General features: G+C 65.7%; 13 protein-coding genes, 1 rRNA gene and 1 riboswitch (1 of these 15 only partly in view). Of the genes, 8 read left to right on the top strand and 6 right to left on the bottom strand.

Going from position 1 to position 15,276, the window contains the following annotated elements:
- From AB3X94_RS05955 to AB3X94_RS05945, 3 genes are all read right to left on the bottom strand, one after another.
- A 16S ribosomal RNA gene (locus tag AB3X94_RS05955) occupies window positions 1-131 on the bottom strand; its annotated part reaches 1,007 nt to the left of the window's first position; the annotation flags it as partial.
- A 599-nt stretch (window positions 132-730) separates the two neighbouring features.
- Window positions 731-1,471: a CbtA family protein gene (locus AB3X94_RS05950; protein WP_176107268.1), complete on the bottom strand. Its 741-nt coding sequence runs from the start codon at window positions 1,469-1,471 to the stop codon at window positions 731-733.
- Between the two features lie 11 nt (window positions 1,472-1,482).
- Complete coding sequence (locus AB3X94_RS05945; protein ID WP_013093044.1) at window positions 1,483-1,704, bottom strand: CbtB-domain containing protein; 222 nt, start codon at window positions 1,702-1,704, stop codon at window positions 1,483-1,485.
- A 41-nt stretch (window positions 1,705-1,745) separates the two neighbouring features.
- Window positions 1,746-1,893, bottom strand: a riboswitch (cobalamin riboswitch).
- Between the two features lie 84 nt (window positions 1,894-1,977).
- Between AB3X94_RS05945 and AB3X94_RS05940 the strand changes: the two genes are divergently transcribed.
- On the top strand, window positions 1,978-2,598 hold the full coding sequence (locus tag AB3X94_RS05940; protein ID WP_368611014.1) for a histidine phosphatase family protein: 621 nt from the start codon (window positions 1,978-1,980) through the stop codon (window positions 2,596-2,598).
- A gap of 13 nt (window positions 2,599-2,611) precedes the next feature.
- Here AB3X94_RS05940 and AB3X94_RS05935 read toward each other — a convergent pair whose 3' ends face one another.
- Entirely contained in the window at window positions 2,612-3,052 is a 441-nt protein-coding gene (locus tag AB3X94_RS05935; protein WP_368611013.1) for a hypothetical protein, read from the bottom strand.
- Window positions 3,053-3,248: 196 nt separating this feature from the next.
- Here AB3X94_RS05935 and AB3X94_RS05930 point away from each other — a divergent pair, with 196 nt between their 5' ends.
- The 7 genes from AB3X94_RS05930 (at window position 3,249) to AB3X94_RS05900 (ending at window position 12,094) form a co-directional block, all read left to right on the top strand.
- A complete protein-coding gene (locus AB3X94_RS05930; RefSeq protein ID WP_368611012.1) occupies window positions 3,249-4,766 on the top strand; it encodes an ATPase domain-containing protein in 1,518 nt (505 codons plus the stop codon).
- 3 nt (window positions 4,767-4,769) lie between these two features.
- Window positions 4,770-6,428 carry an ATP-binding protein gene (locus AB3X94_RS05925; RefSeq protein ID WP_368611011.1) on the top strand — a complete coding sequence of 553 codons (1,659 nt, stop codon included), beginning with the start codon at window positions 4,770-4,772 and terminating at the stop codon, window positions 6,426-6,428.
- Window positions 6,429-6,512: 84 nt separating this feature from the next.
- Window positions 6,513-7,136 (top strand): MarR family winged helix-turn-helix transcriptional regulator, encoded by a 624-nt coding sequence (locus AB3X94_RS05920; RefSeq protein ID WP_176107263.1) that lies wholly within the window; start codon window positions 6,513-6,515, stop codon window positions 7,134-7,136.
- A gap of 6 nt (window positions 7,137-7,142) precedes the next feature.
- On the top strand, window positions 7,143-9,245 hold the full coding sequence (locus AB3X94_RS05915) for an FUSC family protein (RefSeq protein WP_368611010.1): 2,103 nt from the start codon (window positions 7,143-7,145) through the stop codon (window positions 9,243-9,245).
- A 70-nt stretch (window positions 9,246-9,315) separates the two neighbouring features.
- The gene (locus AB3X94_RS05910) at window positions 9,316-9,525 is read left to right on the top strand and encodes a DUF1656 domain-containing protein (protein ID WP_176107261.1); all 210 of its coding nucleotides are present in this window, start codon (window positions 9,316-9,318) and stop codon (window positions 9,523-9,525) included.
- Window positions 9,522-10,529 carry an efflux RND transporter periplasmic adaptor subunit gene (locus AB3X94_RS05905; RefSeq protein WP_368611009.1) on the top strand — a complete coding sequence of 336 codons (1,008 nt, stop codon included), beginning with the start codon at window positions 9,522-9,524 and terminating at the stop codon, window positions 10,527-10,529. Before AB3X94_RS05910 ends, AB3X94_RS05905 begins: the two co-directional genes overlap by 4 nt.
- The gene (locus AB3X94_RS05900; protein ID WP_368611008.1) at window positions 10,526-12,094 is read left to right on the top strand and encodes an efflux transporter outer membrane subunit; all 1,569 of its coding nucleotides are present in this window, start codon (window positions 10,526-10,528) and stop codon (window positions 12,092-12,094) included. The genes AB3X94_RS05905 and AB3X94_RS05900 overlap by 4 nt, the downstream gene beginning before the upstream one ends.
- 214 nt (window positions 12,095-12,308) lie before the next feature.
- Here AB3X94_RS05900 and AB3X94_RS05895 read toward each other — a convergent pair whose 3' ends face one another.
- On the bottom strand, window positions 12,309-12,770 hold the full coding sequence (locus AB3X94_RS05895; protein WP_176107258.1) for a (2Fe-2S)-binding protein: 462 nt from the start codon (window positions 12,768-12,770) through the stop codon (window positions 12,309-12,311).
- A 55-nt stretch (window positions 12,771-12,825) separates the two neighbouring features.
- Window positions 12,826-15,096, bottom strand: a complete 2,271-nt coding sequence (locus AB3X94_RS05890; RefSeq protein WP_368611007.1) for a molybdopterin cofactor-binding domain-containing protein — start codon at window positions 15,094-15,096, stop codon at window positions 12,826-12,828.
- Between the last annotated feature and the right edge of the window lie 180 nt (window positions 15,097-15,276).

Genomic DNA, 15,276 nt, shown 5'->3' with positions numbered 1-15,276 from the left:
GGACACGTTCCGATGTATTACTCACCCGTTCGCCACTCGCCACCAGACCGAAGTCCGTGCTGCCGTTCGACTTGCATGTGTAAGGCATGCCGCCAGCGTTCAATCTGAGCCAGGATCAAACTCTTCAGTTCAAACCTGTTACTGTTTTCGGTTCCGCAGTTTCCTGCTTATGAACCGGTCGCTCACTCAACGTACTGACGATGATCAATCCGTCTTTCGACAGATAAACCTTCCTCTAATACTGTGTGAGGCTTCTGATACTTTTGCCTTGCAGCAGATCCATACGGATCCGCCGCCGCATTCCGCATCAAGCGCCCACACTTATCGGCTGTTAGTTTTTAAAGATCGATCCGCCCAACCCGCAGCGCCTGAACTACCACCACCCGGCACTGCTTCGTTTGCGTCGCTGCGTCTGCAGCAGAGAAGCGAGATTATGGAGAGCGGTCCGCGCCGCGTCAATACCCTTCTCACAAATTATTTTAAAAAGTTGAAGAGCTTAAAAATTGAGCAGTGCCGCGTACAACATGAATTAGTTAGGCGTCCAATTGGATTTCCCTAGGCGCCGCGTCGAGTGGAGTTGCGAAAAGCCGTTAAGCAGCTTTTCCACAGAAAATGTTCGCAAGGCTGTGGATAACTGCTCTACAACCGCGCCAAGTACTTGATCCAAAACCATTCTCGCGCGTTGCGCGCGAAGCGTCGCCGCTTGCGCGGCCACGCGTCACCGTCTTATTCAAGCGGACTTCATCGTCACCCGCGCATTCGTACGCATAAAAGCACTGCGCTCGACCATCGCGCCGAACAACAGCCCGATCGTCGTCCACATGACCACCTGCATGCCGATCGCCGCGACGCGGAACTTCCACAGCAGCACGGCCGGGAACGTGGCCGGCACTTCATTGATGACCGGCATCGACAGTTGTACGGCCGCGATGATCGCGACGAATACGAGCCCCGCGACGATCGAGCCGTTCCATGCACCCAGCTTCGCCGCCGCGCGGCGCCGCACCTTCAGCGAAAACACCATCGTTGCGAGCGAAATCGCGATCATCAGAAAGAACAGGCCCGTGCGCGCGCCGATCGTGTCCGGATCACCGACCGACGGCGGATTGGCCGGATACTTGATATTCGGCACGACCACGATGGCGATGAACGCGCCAAGCGCGAGCCACGCAGACAGCGCGCGCACGCTCAACGAACCCGCGCGTCCATACGCATAAGCAAACACCAGCGAGAACAGACCGCCGAATGCCGCGCCATACGTGACCACGCCAGTCAGCAGGCCGAGGCCAGCCTGCGTCTCACGGCTCACGATTTCGGGCTCGGGCGCCTCGCCGCGCGCCGCGGCCGCTTTCTCTTCGAATGAAATCGCCTGATCGACCTGTGGTTCGCCGACGATTCGCGCGAACGCGAACGTGAGCAAGCCCGCGACGATGCCCGCGAGCATCCCGCGCACCAACAATTTACCTACCATGTCGAACTCCGTTAGTGGCAGGGAAAGCCAAGCAGATGGCGGCCGTCGTGCACGAACTCATGCACGTACATGCCGGGCACGAGCGACGTCGCACCCTGTTCCGCACCAACGAAGTAAAGCGCGAGCAACAGCAGCAAGCCGCCGAATACGACCCACGGCAGCAGTTCACGCAAGGGAATGGGAGTGGGCTGGGCCGCCGGTTGCGCGGCGCGATCGAAAACAGCTTCGGTCATGATGGACATCTCCTGGGGTAACGCGCCCCGATAGTCGATTGCAGAGGAATGGTGCGAAGCTCAGGTCTGGCTTTCGGCTCTTGTGGATTGCAAGGCCGATTACAGTGGCGCGACCGCGCCGGGCTCTCACCGGCTTCCGTGCTTCGCATTGTCGGTATTCTACGCGCTAAACTGCGGCTTCCGCGACGGCGAGGGCTGCGCCGCAACGCGCAACGCACGCCGCGAGCCCGTCAAGCCACGCAGGCAAGTGCGAATGAGGCACCAACGCAAAGAATGGATACGCGACTATTACTGGTGAGCCATGCGGCAACGGCCGCGCAGCGCGCGGGCTGCTTCCCCGCCGACGATCCGCTCGACGCGCGCGGCCGCGCCGAAGCCGAAGCGGCGCGCGCCCGTCTCGCGCTTCCCGCCGACGCCACCGTATTCACCAGCCCCGCCGCCAGCGCCCGCGAAACGGTCGCCGCGCTCGGTCTGAGCGCCACGCCTGCCGACGCATTGGCGGATATCGACTATGGCAAATGGCGCGGCCAGCGCCTCGCGGAGATTGCCGACGAAGCCCCCCGCGAACTCGCCGCCTGGACGCGCGAGCCCGACGCAGCACCGCCCGGGGGTGAATCGTTCGATCGACTCTTGCGGCGGGTCGGAGAGTGGCTCGACGCGCAACAGGCAGACGTACGCTCATGCAACGCGGTCAACGATGCAGGCTTCGCGGCCTCTGCACACGGTCGAACCATCGTCGCGATCACCCACGCAACGCTTCTGCGAGCGGCAATCGTGCATGCCCTCGGCGCATCGCCAACCGTGTTCTGTCGCATCGAGATCACGCCGCTGTCGGTCGTCGAATTGCGCCACTCGCGACGCGGCTGGTCATGGTGGCCGTCTGCCACCGCCTGACCGGAACCGCCGCTTACCTGCCCGACACCACGAGCCGCAACCGGTTCGCCCCCTCGGGAGTCAGCGTGATTTCGGTGCGTCGATCCTTCGCGCCGAGATAAAAGTGCTGACGTCCCGGCGAATTCTGATCGTGCGTTGCATCGGGCAGGCACGACGCGATGTCGGCCGCGACCGCTTCCAACGCATCCGCGTTCGAGCCCGCCGCCTGATGCGGCGTCCACGTGCACTGGAAACTACGATGCGCGGCTGAACATTGCGCGTCGTCGCCATAGGGTTGCGCGACGCCTTTGCCGTCGTCGGGCGTCAGCGAGGTGAAGCCGTCGGGCGCCGCGGCGACGATCCGTTTCAGCGCGCCGCAAGGTCTGAGGCTATCGTCGGCGGATGCGCCGACCGGCAACAGCGCAACGAGCGATGCCGCGGTAAGCGCGATAGCGGAGAGTCGATAGGTTTTCATGTTGCGCGTGAAGCTTCCAGAGGGCTGCTGAAAAAAGCTCGCAGCGAGCCACCCTCAATAGCACGCTTCATGCCCATCCGCGCGAACACCCAGCACGCAGGCGGCGCAGGACGGCACACAAATTGCGTGGCGCCATACCGGCCGCAACATCACGCCGCTTCCGATCAAAGCCACTGCCGACGTCATTTCAACCATCATGTCGACTACCACCGCCGCCCCCACCCGCGCCCGCTTATCGTCGGGCATCGCAGGAATCGACGACATCCTCGGCGGTGGTCTTACGCCGAACCGCATGTACCTGATAGAGGGTGCGCCAGGCACGGGCAAAACGACCCTGGCATTGCAATTCTTACTCAAGGGCCTCGACGAAGGGCAGACCGGTCTTTACGTCACGCTGTCCGAAACCCGTGCCGAACTGCTCGCGATCGGCGCGAGCCACGGCTGGGATCTGAGCCGCTTCAAGATACTCGAACAGCTGCCCGAAGAAGGGCTCGAACCGCAATACGAACAGAGCGTGCTGCACCCGGCCGAAGTCGAACTCGGCGAAAGCGTGCGCAACGTGATCGAACACGTCGACGAACTGAAACCCGCGCGCGTCGTGCTCGACAGCCTGTCCGAACTGCGTCTGCTGGCGGAGAACCCGTTGCGCTACCGTCGGCAGATTCTCGCGCTCAAGCACCATTTCTCGACGCGCGCATGCACGGTGCTGCTGCTCGACGACACGTCGGCCAGCGCCTCCGACATTCAGCTTCACAGCATCGTGCACGGCGTGATCAGACTCGACAACATTGCCCACGATTACGGCGGCAACCGCCGGCGTCTGCGCATCGCGAAGATGCGCGGCATCAAGTTCCGCGAGGGCTATCACGACTTCACGCTGAACACCGGCGGTCTGCGCGTCTATCCACGCCTCGTCGCCGCCGAGCATCACCGCGAATTCGGCACGAGCCCGATGAGCACCGGCACGCCCGGCCTCGACGCGCTGCTCGGCGGCGGCCTCGTTCCCGGCACCAATTCGCTGATCATCGGCCCGTCGGGCGTCGGCAAAACCACCACCGTCGTGTCGTGCCTGCTTGCCGCGCTCGAACGCGGCGAGCGCTGCGCGTACTACGTGTTCGACGAAACTCTCAGCACCCTGGTGACGCGCTGCGCGACGCTCGGCATGGATCTCGCAACGCATGTCGACAGCGGCCTGCTGACGCTACGCCAGATCGATCCCGCGGAAATTTCGCCGGGCGAGCTGTCGAGCGACGTGCGCAACGCGGTCGAAAACGAAGGTGTGCGCTATGTCGCGGTCGACAGCCTGAACGCCTATCTGCAGGCGATGCCCGGCGAGCGCTTCCTGCTGCTGCACATGCACGAGCTGCTCGGCTATCTGAATCAGCAGGGCGTGGTCACGATGCTCGTGCTCGGGCAGCACGGCATCATCGGCGAGGTGCAGACCGAGGTCGACATCAGTTATCTGAGCGACGTGGTCGTGCTGTTCCGCTACTTCGAGCATCACGGCGAAGTGCTGACCGCGGTAACCGCCGTCAAGAGCCGCGCGAACGATCATGAACGCACGATCCGCCAGTTCCGCCTCGGCACCAAAGGCGTCGAGGTCGGCGAAGCGCTGCGTGACTTCGAGGGCGTGCTGTCGGGCCTGCCCTCGTATCGCGGCAGCACCGCGATGCTCGGTGCGGCGAACAATCTGATCGACACGTCGGGACAGTAAGCGATGGAGCAGCGCGTCCTCATCCTCGCACCGTTCGGCCGCGACGCCGAAGTGATCGCCGCTGTGCTGCACAACGACGCACGCGCCTGCGTGACCTGCGACGACGCCGACGCGCTCACCAGCGAGCTCGACGCCGGCGCGGGCACCGCGCTGGTCACCGAGGAAGCGCTCGCGAACGGCCACGGCTCGGGCCTCTTTGCGTGGCTCGAACGCCAGCCCGCATGGTCCGACTTCCCGTTCATCCTGCTCGCCGCGCGCAGCATCGGCCATCGCTCCACGCGTGGGCTCGAAGTGCTCGAACGGCTCGGCAATGTCGTCGTGCTCGAACGTCCGCTCAATTCGGAAACCTTGCGGCGCGCGGTCGCGTCATCGTTGCGCGCCCGCGGGCGGCAATATGAATCGCGACGGCTGCTTGCCGAGCGCATCGAGGCACAGGACGCGCTGGAGCAGCTGAACGATTCGCTGGAAAGCCGCATCGCCGCGCGCACGCACGAACTCGCGTCAGCCAACGACCGGCTGATGGCCGAGATCCACGAACGCGCGAAGGTGCAGGCCGTGCTCGTGCAATCGCAGAAGATGGAGGCGCTCGGCCAGCTGACTGGCGGCATCGCGCACGACTTCAACAATCTGCTGAACGTGATCATGGTGAACGCGGAACTGATCGCGCGCGTGAGCGGCGACGAACGCCTGCGCGGCATGGCCGCCACCGTCAAACGTGCGACCGAGCGCGGCGCGAAACTGACCGGCCAGCTGCTAACCTTCTCGCGCAACAGCAACCCGAATCTGAAAGCGATCGACGTGGTCGCGCTGCTGCAAGGCATGCGCGACATCATCGCGGTGTCGCTTGGCTCCAGCATCCGCTATGGCAACGACTTCGAGCGTAATGAAATGTGGACCCGGGCCGACGCGAATCAGCTCGAGCTCGCGGTGCTCAATCTCGCGATCAACGCTCGCGACGCGATGCCGGATGGCGGCCGCCTCGACATTCACGTGACCCTGCGCGATGCGCCCGACCAGACGCTGAAGCATGGCCGCTACGTCGTGATCGAAGTCACCGATACCGGAGAAGGCATTCCGCCCGACGTCCTGTCGCGCGTGTTCGATCCGTTCTTCACGACCAAGCCTGTCGGCAAGGGCACGGGGCTCGGCCTGAGCCAGGTATATGGCATCGCGAGGCAGGCGGGCGGCACCGCGCGCATCTTCAGCGAAGAAGGCACCGGCACCACGGTGCAGATCTGGCTGCCGATGCGCGAGCGGGTGCTCGCGCAGAACGAAGCGGAGTCCGACGCGGAAGCGAACGCGGCCGGTGACAAGCACGTGCTCGTGGTCGAGGACGACAACGAGGTGCGCGCAATGCTCGTTGAATCGTTGCGCACGCTCGGCTATACGGTGACCGAGGCCGCCGACGGCCAGGCGGGCCTCGACCGCCTCGTCGACGATCATCCCGATCTGCTGATGGTCGACTTCGCGATGCCGGGCATGAACGGCATCGACGTGATCGCCGCGGCGCGCAAGCTGCGTGCCGATCTTCCGGTGATCCTCGCGACCGGTTATGCGGACGTGAACATTTCCGATCTCGCAGTCAAGCATTGCACGATCCTGCGCAAGCCGTTCCAGCTCGACGATCTGGCGCGCACGGTGCGGATCGGGCTGGTCGCGTGATTCGCACCGCAGACTCCTCCGCTTCGGCCACGATTTCCAAATCAATAGTTTGCTAACGAATATTTTGGAAATACAATACCGGCCATGTCGAATCTCGATGCCTTGCGCCGCACCGTCAGCAGCACGCTGGTCGTCGCCGCCAGAAAGTGGCGGCGCACGAGTCACGGTGTGCTCGCGGCCTTCAACGTCTCCGAAGCGTGCGCGACACCGCTTCTGACCGCAAGCCGGCTCGGCTCGGCGGTGCGTCAGGTCACGCTCGCCGATCACATCGGCATCGAGGGGCCATCGCTCGTGCGGCTGCTCGACCAGTTGTGCGCGGCCGGCCTGATGCGCCGTGACGAAGACCCCGAAGACCGCCGCGCGAAGACCGTCGCCCTGACCGACGAAGGCCGCGCCGTCACCGCGAAGATGGAAGAAGAGCTGGTCACGCTGCGCGCGCAGGCGCTCAAAGGTGTATCGCGCGACGATCTCGAAGCTGCGCTGCGCGTGCTCGACGCATTCACGACCGATGCCGCCGCACGTGCCGAACCAGGCGGCGGCGGCGAGCCCGAGACGGCCAAAGGCGAGGCGCTTGCCAGCAAGGTCAAACGGACGAGCGGCAAAAGCGCGGTCAAACCGGCCGACAAATCACGCGGCACCGTCAAGGCGCGCAAGTCCACCAGGCGCGGCGCGCGAGCCAGCGCGCCGCGAAACGCCGATTCCGCGTAACGGCTTATGGTCTATCCCACTCTCCGCGACTGGCTGTTCTCCGTCAAGACGTTCGCCGCGGCCATGCTCGCGCTCTACATCGGCCTCGCGTTCGAACTGCCGCGGCCGTACTGGGCGATGGCCACCGTCTACATCGTGTCGAACCCGTTCGTCGGCGCGACCCGCTCGAAGGCGATCTATCGTGCGCTGGGCACGGTGCTCGGCGCGTCGGGCGCGGTGCTGCTGGTGCCGCCGTTCGTCGAATCGCCGTACCTGTTCAGCGTGATCGTCGCAGCGTGGACCGGCACGATGCTGTACCTCGCGGTATCGGACCGCACCGCTCGCAGCTACGTGTTCATGCTGGCCGCCTATACGATGCCGATCATCGCGCTGCCGTCGGTGACGAATCCGACCGGCGTCTTCGATCTCGCCGTGAGCCGGACCCTCGAGATCCTTGTCGGCATCGTCTGCGCGAGCATCGTCGGCAGCGCGGTGTTTCCGAGCCGGCTCGCGCCGACGATCATCGAGCGCACCGACGCATGGTTTCGCGACGCCGCGTTCTACGCGACCGAAACGCTATCGGGCCGCATCGCAAGCTCGGCGATTTCCGGCGCGCGGCAACGGCTCGCGAGCACGATCAATGGTCTCGAACTGCTGCTGAGCCAGCTCGCCTACGATCACACGCGGCCCGACGTGCTCGCGCGCGCGCGTGAACTGCGCGGCCGCATGCAGTTGCTGCTGCCTATCATGTCGTCGCTCGCCGATCCGCTGCTCGCGCTCTACAACAACGGCCCGCAACACTGGCCCGAAGGGCTGCAGACGCTGATCGACGACGTCATCAAGTGGTTCGACCAACCGCTGCCCGAGCCGAGCGAGGGCTATCGCGCGGACGAAACCGCCAACGCGCTGCGCGCGCGCATCGCCGCGATGCGCCCGCCTGCCGCCGCGCTCGCGCATTGGGACGGCGCGCTGCTGTCGAACGCGTTGTGGCGCCTGGGGCAAGTGATCGACGTGTGGCAGGACTGCCGCTCGCTGCGCATCATCATCACGCGCGAGGAAGGTTCGTGGCGGCCGCATTTCCGTCATTGGCGGCTCGGCGGCACCGAGCGCTTCTACGATCGCGGCATGATGCTGTTCGCGACGCTGTCGGCGGGCGCGGCCGTGGTGCTCGCGTGCGCGCTGTGGATCGGCTCGGGCTGGAACGACGGCGCGAGCGCGGTCACGCTGGCGGCAGTGGCCTGCTGCTTCTTCGCCGCGCTCGACGAGCCCGCGCCGTTCGTGTTCCGCTTCTTCGTCGCGACGGGCGTCGCCGTCGTGGCCGCGGGCCTCTATCTGTTCGTCGTGCTGCCGCAGGTGCACGACTTCGCGATGCTGGTGATTCTGTTCGCCGCGCCGTTCATTCTGGTCGGCACGCTGATTCCACGCCCGCAGTTCAACATGGTGACGGTGCTGGTCGCGGTGAACACGGCCACCTTCATCAGCATTCAGGACGCTTACGACGCGAACTTCCTGACGTTCCTGAACGCCAACCTCGCGGGCCTTTCCGGCCTGCTCTACGCCTATCTGTGGACCCGCGTGACGCGCCCGTTCGGCGCCGAGCTCGCCGCGGCGCGCCTGTTGCGCTCGAGCTGGGCCGACGTCGCGCTGACCGCATCCACGCGGCCGATCGAAGATCCGCGCAACCTTGCCGCGCGCATGCTCGACCGGTTGATGCAATTGATCCCGCGCCTCGCGGCCACCGACGATTACCGCCATCCGTCGATCGAGAGCTTCCGCGACCTGCGCATCGCGTTCAACGCGCTCGATCTGCGTCGCCTCACACGCAAGCTCGGCGGCGAAGCGGCCGGCGCGATCGAGCATGTGCTGGAGGGAGTGCGTGCATACTACGAGAGCTGCGTCGCTCGACGCCACCGCGAGCCGGTACCGGACAGCCTGATGTCGTTGATCGACGTGGCCGTCGCGCGCGTCACCGCGCAGGGGCTCGCCAACGCCGCGGCGCCGACCGAGACCTCGCAAACCTCGGCGCGCCAGTTGCGCGATGCGCTGCACGCGCTGGTCGGCTTGCGTCTTTCGCTGTTTCCGGCGACCCTCACGAAACCAACGCCGACCGAACCGGAGGCCGCCGCTTGATGTACCCATTCTTGCGCCACCGCTCGTACCCGCTGGCGCGCCCCGCCCCCCCCCTTTCCCAGTTCCCGCGATGATCGGTGAAATCGATATCTTCGGCGTGTTCGTACCGTCCGTGCTGGTCCTGATGTTGATCGCGTATCTGATCAACCTCGGCATTCGCACCGTGCTCGATTACGCCGGCTTTTACCGCTTCGTCTGGCATCGCTCCATCTTCGATCTCGGCATCTATGTGCTGGTGCTGGGCCTTGTCGTCGTCGTTTCGCACAGACTAATAACGTGAAAAAAACCTGGTTCTCCGTCGGTCAGATCCTGCTGACCCTGATCGTCGTGGTGGTCGCGGCATTCGTGCTGTGGAAACTCGTCAACTACTACATGTTCGCGCCGTGGACCCGCGACGGGCACGTACGCGCCGACGTGATCCAGGTCGCCCCCGACGTGTCGGGACTGATTTCGTCGGTCGAGGTCATGGACAACCAGCAGGTCAAGCAGGGCCAGGTGCTGTTCAGGATCGACCAGGCGCGCTACACGCTCGCTTTGCGTCAGGCCGAGGCAACCGCGCAGCAGCGCCGCGCGACGCTCGATCAGGCGCGCCGCGAATATGCGCGCAACCGCCAGCTCGGCAATCTCGTGGCCGCCGAAGCGCTCGAAGAAAGCCGTTCGCGCGTCGACGCGGGCGAAGCCGCGCTTGCCGACGCGAACGTCGCGATCGACACCGCCAAGCTGAACCTCGAACGTTCGACGGTCAAAAGCCCGGTCGACGGCTATCTGAACGACCGCGCGCCGCGCGCCGGCGAATTCGTCGCGGCGGGCCGCGCGGTGGTCGCGGTGGTCGATATGCATTCGTTCCGCGTCGACGGCTACTTCGAGGAGACCAAGCTGCGCGGCATCGACATCGGCCAGCCGGTCGACATCATCGTGATGGGCGAGCCGAAGCCGCTGCGCGGGCACGTGCAGAGCATCGTCGCCGGCATCGAAGACCGCGACCGCACGCAAAGCGCCAATCTGCTGCCGAACGTGAACCCGGCGTTCAGCTGGGTGCGGCTCGCGCAGCGCATTCCGGTGCGCGTCGCGCTCGATGAAGTGCCCGCTGATTTTCGCCTGATCGCGGGGCGGACCGCGACGGTGTCGGTGCGTGACCTGTCGCCGGTCAGGACCCGAGCCGTGTCGGGCACGGGCGGCGCATCTGGCTCGGTCGCCGCTTCGGCTGCGCCACTGGCGCCGGGTTCGTCGGTGGGCTCCGGGTCGGCCGGGGCAGCGGGCACCGCATCGGGCGCGTCGCAATGAAGTTCGTGCGTACCTTGTCCTCGCTGGCGCCGCGCTTGCCGCTGCTGCCGCTGCTGCCGTTATTGCCGCTCACCGTCGCGCTGAACGGCTGCATCAACGTCGGGCCGAACTACACGCTGCCGAAACAGGCGCTCGTCAATGCGCCGCTCGCCACCGGAGCGATCGAGGGCGCCGATCCCAAGCTGACGTCGAACCTCAATACGCCGACCGTCTGGTGGAAGCTGTACGACGATCCGGTGCTGAACGGTCTGGTCGAACAGGCGTTGAAATCGAATACCGACGTGCGCGTCGCGGCCGCGAATCTCGCGCGCTCGCGCGAAGCGCTGGGCGTGGCGCAGGCGCAGGGCGGCTTCTCGGGCAACGCGTCGGTGGCGATCCAGCGCGCGCAGGAATCGGCCGAGCAATTCCTGCTGTTCGAGAAACTGCCGGTCGCCAATCTGGGCGACATGGGCATCAACGTCTCGTACGAAATCGATCTGTTCGGCAAGCTGCGCCGCGGTGTCGAAGCGGCGGGGGCGGACACAGAGGCGGTGGAAGCCGCGGGCGACCTCGCGCGCATCACCGTCGTCGCGGACGTGGTGCGCTCGTACGTCGAACAATGCTCGGCGGCGGAGGAATTGCACATCGCGCAGCAATCGCTCGCGTTGCAGAAGCAGCGCGTGGATCTGTCGCGCCGTCTGCGCGACGCGGGCCGCGGCAACCAGACCGCGGTCACGAGCGGCCAGACCCAGGTCGAGACCCTGACGGCCGACATTCCGCGCTACACCGCACGACGCAAGATCGCGCAATACCGGCTCGCAATGCTGCTGGCGCAGTCACCGTCCCAGTTGCCGCCGGCCGTGCTCGCGTGCGACCGGCTGCCGCAAATCCACCAGCCGATTCCGATCGGCGACGGCGCCGGGCTGCTGCGGCGGCGCCCGGACGTGCACGAAGCCGAGCGTCAGCTCGCGGCGTCGACGGCGCGCATCGGCGTCGCGACCGGCGCGCTTTACCCGAGCATCAGCATCGGCGCGTCGGCGGGCTTCACCGGCATTCTGGAAGACATTCCCACCCAGCCGACGGCGCGTTGGGGCTTCGGTCCGCTGATCAGCTGGAACTTCCCGGCCAATGGCGCGCGGCAGCGGGTCCGCGAAGCCGAAGCGTCGAGCCAGGTCGCGCTCGCGAAGTTCGACGGCGTGGTGCTGGGCGCTCTGCGTGAAACCGAGACCAACCTCGCAACCTACGCGTCCGATTACGCACGCGCCGAAGCGCTGCGCGCGGCGCTGAAGTCGGCCGCGCAATCGGCGGATGAAACGCATCGGCTGTATCGCGCGGGGCGCGAGTCGTTCATCGCCGACCTCGACGCGACGCGCACGCTGACGTCCGCGAGGTCGCAGCTCGCGGCGGCGGAAGGGCAGGTGGCGGTCGATCAGGTCAATCTGTTCCTGTCGCTGGGCGGGGGGTGGGAGGTCGGCGGGCAAAGCACGCCGGGAGAAACGCGGCCGCAATTGCAGGCCACACCTGTGGCGGGCAAGCCGAGCGCGAAGTCGGGAGCGTCGGGCGCCGCGACTGCGAAAGCGCCTTGATCGGCCGTCTTACGATTTATTTTTGACAAGCTTTCTTTTTGCTTTCCATTTCGGTTAAATACGTGACACCACTTCAACTACGGGGTCTCGTATGTCGCCATTCATGCAGGGCGTAGTCACGTTGGGCGGATGCATCGGTATCTTCACCGCGGTGGTTGCGGTGGTCGAAATGTTTGCGCGTTGACTTGGGCGGGCGGCGCTCCGCAACAGCGGCTCAGCTCTTGCGCGCCTTCGCCGCCGCCTGATGTATCGCCGCCCGCACCCGCGGATACGTGCCGCAACGGCACACCACCGGCGTCATCGCCTCGTCGATGTCGGCATCGGTCGGATCGGGCTTGTGCTTCAGCAACGCGCAAGCCGCCATCAATTGCGCGCTCTGGCAATAACCGCACTGCACCACATCGAGTTCGAGCCACGCGGTCTTCAGCGCCTGCGCCTCGCGTCCCTGCAAACCCTCGATCGTCGTGATCTTCTGCGTATGAAGGCTCGACATCGGCGTCTGGCAAGCGAGGCACGCGGCATCATCGAGATTGATCGTGCATGCGCCGCAGATGCCCACGCCGCAGCCGAACTTGGTGCCTGTCATGCCGAGATCGCAGCGCAGTACCCATAGCAGCGGCATGTCCGGGTCGGCATTGACCAGCACCCTGCGTCCGTTGATGTTCAGTAGCGCCATGCCTGCCTCCTGAGTCGCCACGCTGCATCGCAAGCTGTTGCCTGTCCGCAGTCCGTCATGCAAGCCGCAACGGCAGCGCCCGCAAACGCTGCCCCGTCAGCGCGAACACCGCATTGCCCACCGCCGGCGCGATCGGCGGCACGCCCGGCTCGCCGACACCTTGCGGATGCAGTTGGCTCGGCATGATGTCGACTTCGATCGCCGGGCACACATTCATCCGCACGACCGGAAAGTCCACGAAGTTCTTCTGCTGCACCTGGCCGTTGACGATCGTGATCTCGTTCTGCAACGCGCTCGACAGCCCAAACACGATGCCGCCTTCCATCTGCTGACGGATCAGGTTCGGGTTCACCGGTAAGCCGCAATCGATCACGCACACCACGCGATGCACGCGAATCTGCCGGTTCGCCCCGATCGACACCTCCGCGACCTGCGCAACGACGCTGCCGAATGCCTCGTGCAACGCGACGCCACGGGCGCAGCGCGCGCCATCGGCGGCGGGTTTGAGCGGACGTCCCCAGTCCGATAACTTCTCGACACGCTCCAGGACCGCCAGATGACGCGGATGCTGGGCGAGCAGCATCGCGCGAAACGCGATCGGGTCCTGGCCGGCCGCGGCGGCGGCTTCGTCGGTGAAGCTCTCGGTGAAGAAGGCCTGATGCGAGTGGCCGACGGAGCGCCAGAAGCCGATCGGCACCGGCAATTCGACGATCTTGTGCGACACGCGCGCGGCCGGCCACTCGTACGGTTGATCGAACGCGCCTTCGCAGGTGGTCTTGTCGATCGGAATGCGGGGCATGCCGTAGTAGCGCGCGAGCGCATCCGGCACGATCGCCTGGCCCGCCGACTTCGCGTGCCACGCGACCAGCTTGCCCTGTTCGTCGAAGCCAGCCTGCAGCCATGCCGCGCACGCGGGCCGGTAGAAGTCGTGCGTGAAATCCTGCTGGCGCGACCAGATGGTCTGCACCGGACGGCCATCGGCCTCGCGCGCGATCGCCGCGGCCTGCGCGACGAAATCGAGTTCGAGGCGCCGGCCGAACGCGCCGCCCAACAACTGCGTCTGCACATCGACGAGATCGACGTCGAGGTCGAGCACTTTCGCCGCATGGTGCCGCGCGAGCCGCGGCATTTGCGTCGATACCCAGACGGTCGCCGCCCCGTCGGCGACCTGCACCGTGCAGTTCAGCGGCTCGACCGCGCCATGCGCGAGGTAGGGCGCGTGATAGACCGCCTCGATCTTGCGCGCCGCGCGACTCATCGCGTTGTCGACGTTGCCGATGTCGTAATACACGTGACCGTCGGTATGGTCGAGCGCGTCGACGAGGTGGCGATCCACCTCCGTGCTCGACAGCTTCGCGGCCTCGCCGTGATGCCAGCTCACGTTGATCGCGTCGACCGCGTTCATCGCGTGAAACGCATTGTCCGCGATCACGGCTACGCCGCCGGTGCCGCCCGCATACGGCCGCACGGCGAGCGCCTTGATGAAGCCCGGCATTTTTTGCGCAGGCGTCGCGTCGAAATGCGCGACCGTGCCGCCGAGCGTCGGGCACATCACGACGCTCGCATAGACCAGGCCGTTCGGCAGCACGTCGATGCCGAAGCGCGCCGCGCCGTCGATTTTCGACGCGGCTTCGATGCGCCGTACGGGCTGGCCGATCAGCTTGAAGTCGGCGGGCTGCTTCAGGACGACGCTGCGCGGCAGCGGCTGGCCCGAGGCCACCGACGACAACTCGCCGAACGTCGCCTTATGTCCCCGCGGATGCAGCACGTAGCCCTGTTCCGCGCGGCATTCGCGGACCGGCACGTCCCAGCGCTCGGCCGCCGCCCCGATCAGCATCACGCGCGCCGACGCGCCGGCCTCGCGCATCGGCGTCCAGAGATCGTTCATGCTCGACGAGCCGCCCGTCATCATCGTGCCGATCTCACGCACCGCCTTGCTCGTAATCCACACGGTGCCGCGCCGGATATAGCTGTCGTCGTCCGGGCGAAACGGCAGATCGTCGACGATGCTCTGCACCGCGTTGTAGATCCGGTCGATCGGCGCCTCTTCGACGTGCACCTGCGACCAGTCGGCGTCGAGCTCTTCGGCGAGCAGCATCGCAAGCCCCGTATGGATGCCCTGCCCCATCTCGGCCTTCGGCACCATGATCGTCACACGGTTATCGGTGTCGATCTTGACCCAGCCGTTCAGCGCGACCTGCGTGCCTTGCGTCGGCAGCGGCGTCGACGTCATCAGGCGCTGGCGCGGCGGCAGCACGCCCCAGCCGACCAGCAGCCCGCCCAACGCACTGGCGCCGCCAAGCAGAAAGGTTCTGCGCGTCAACATGGCATGACTCGCTCGGCTGGCTCGATGGTAGAAAGCGGCGACAGCGCCGATGCACCCGTCTTTGACTGCGAATAGTAATAAGACGAATCGGCGTGCGTGAGACTTAATTGCGCGCGTGAACCTGGAGCGGCCGTGCGGCGTGGAAAGGCGGGGACTGAAAGCGGCGGGGGAAAGTCGTGG

Source organism: Paraburkholderia sp. BR10923, assembly GCF_040948765.1.
Lineage (GTDB): Bacteria > Pseudomonadota > Gammaproteobacteria > Burkholderiales > Burkholderiaceae > Paraburkholderia > Paraburkholderia youngii.
The sequence above is the reverse complement of the archived record's forward strand: the minus strand, read 5'-3'. Positions and strand labels throughout refer to the sequence as shown.